General features: G+C 68.9%; 3 protein-coding genes. All 3 read right to left on the bottom strand.

Going from position 1 to position 1960, the window contains the following annotated elements; genetic code table 11:
- Window positions 1-450, bottom strand: a 450-nt coding sequence (locus WAL33_RS18390; RefSeq protein WP_422183070.1) for a very short patch repair endonuclease, incomplete at its 3' end; no start/stop codon positions are given.
- A 30-nt stretch (window positions 451-480) separates the two neighbouring features.
- The gene (gene cysK, locus WAL33_RS18385; RefSeq protein WP_422183068.1) at window positions 481-1467 is read right to left on the bottom strand and encodes a cysteine synthase A; all 987 of its coding nucleotides are present in this window, start codon (window positions 1465-1467) and stop codon (window positions 481-483) included.
- Window positions 1468-1701: 234 nt separating this feature from the next.
- Window positions 1702-1960, bottom strand: a 259-nt coding sequence (locus WAL33_RS18380) for a DNA cytosine methyltransferase (protein ID WP_422183066.1), incomplete at its 5' end; no start/stop codon positions are given.

Below are 1960 nucleotides of genomic sequence, written 5' to 3'. Positions count from 1 at the left end.
GAGCTGTCGCGGAGCGACTGAGGGGGATTGCTGAGGCGCGGTTTCTTCAAGCAGCCTCGCCAACCGCTCCCGCAACGCTTCCTGATCCTTCATCTGGCACTCCCACACCGTCTCCACCCGCCAGCCGGCGGCGGTGAGGTCGGCGACGTTCCGCCCATCTCGGGCCACGTTGCGTGCGACCTTGGCCAGCCAGTAGTCGCGGTTGGCCTTGGGCACCCGCGCGCCGCGCGGGCAGTCGTGGCCGTGCCAGAAGCAGCCGTGGACGAAGATCGCCAACCGCCGGCCCGGCATGGCTACGTCGGGCGAGCCGGGCAGGTCCTTGCGGTGCAGGCGATAGCGCGCGCCCAGGCCGGTCAGCAGGCGGCGCAGCAGCAGCTCGGGCTGGGTGTCCCGGCTCTTGATCCGGGCCATCACGGCCGAGCGCTTGGCGGGGTCGAAGACGTCGCTCATGGCGTCCCAACGTCCCCGCCGCGATCTAGATCACAGCCCTTCGAACAGAGCCGTCGACAGGTAGCGCTCGGCGAAGCTGGGGATGATCGCCACGATCAGCTTGCCGGCATATTCGTCGCGCAGGGCCAGGTCGAAGGCCGCGGTCAGGGCCGCGCCCGAGCTGATGCCGACGGGCAGGCCTTCGGTCGAGGCCGCCTTGCGGGCCATGGCGAAGCTGTCGTCGTTGCTCACCTGGATGACCTCGTCGATCACGCCGCGATCCAGAATGCCCGGCACGAAGCCGGCGCCGATGCCCTGGATCTTGTGCGGGCCGGGCGCGCCGCCCGACAGCACGGCCGAGGCTTCCGGCTCGACAGCGATCATCTTCACCGACGGCTTGCGGGCCTTCAGCACCTGGCCGACGCCCGAGATGGTGCCGCCGGTGCCGACGCCCGAGACCACGGCGTCCACGGCGCCGGCCGTGTCGTTCCAGATCTCCTCCGCCGTCGAGACGCGGTGGATCAGCGGGTTGGCGGTGTTTTCGAACTGTTGAGGCATCACCGCGCCGGGGGTGGCGTCGATGATCTCCTGGGCGCGGGCGACGGCGCCGCGCATGCCCTTCTCGGCCGGGGTCAGCTCCAGCTTGGCGCCCAGCAGCAGCAGCATCTTGCGGCGCTCGATCGACATGCTCTCGGGCATGACCAGGGTCAGCTTGTAGCCCTTGGCGGCGGCCACGAAGGCCAGGGCGATGCCGGTGTTGCCGCTGGTCGGCTCGACGATCACGCCGCCCGGCTTCAGCAGGTCCTTGGCTTCCAGGTACTCGATCATCGCCACGCCGATGCGGTCCTTGACCGAGGCCAGCGGGTTGAAGAACTCCAGCTTGGCCACCACCGTGCCCTTGGGCTTCAGCTCGGCGGTCAGGTTGGGCAGGCGGACCAGCGGCGTGTCGCCGACCGTGTCCAGGATCGAGTCGTAGATCTTGCCGCGCCCGGCGCGCTTGAACCGCGCGGCGTCGTAGATCGAGGAGGCGTCGTCCATGGGAAGTCTCGCTTGAAGTTGGGGCGGCGATGTTCAGGGAAGCGCCGTCATTGAATCCGATCCAATCCCGCTCCGCTTTCCCGGCGAAGGCCGGGATCCAGATTCATCCAGAGCAGCTCGTGGGCTTCACCTGGGCCCCGGCCTTCGCCGGGGAAACGGAGTTTGATTGGACCAGAAACAAGCGTGCTTCCGTTCAAAGTCACCTTAGAGCGTGGGAATTCCTGTGTCAGCGGCTCATTCGGCGGCGAGCGGCGCAGATTTCCTGAAGGCTAGAGGAGTCAAAAGCCCCTCCGACAGCCAGCGCACGACCGGGGCGGCCACGCCGTCGCCGATCACGTGCAGGCCGGCGGTGGCGCTCTTGGGCAGGCGATAGGGCTCGGGCAGGCCCATCAGCCGGGCACCCTCGCGGGGGCTGAGCAGGCGCGAGCGCACCTGGCCCTTGTCGATCACCAGCAGGGTCTGGCGCGAGGAGCCGCCGCGGGGGGTGCGCAGG

This window comes from Caulobacter sp., assembly GCF_049283275.1.
GTDB lineage: Bacteria > Pseudomonadota > Alphaproteobacteria > Caulobacterales > Caulobacteraceae > Caulobacter.
Note: the sequence above shows the minus strand (reverse complement) of the source record. Positions and strands in the feature narration are given on the sequence as shown.

What these genes read in the sequence shown, in the direction of transcription:
- cysK (WP_422183068.1), bottom strand. Translation starts at nt 1,467, where the DNA reads ATGGACGACGCCTCCTCGATCTACGACGCCGCGCGGTTCAAGCGCGCC.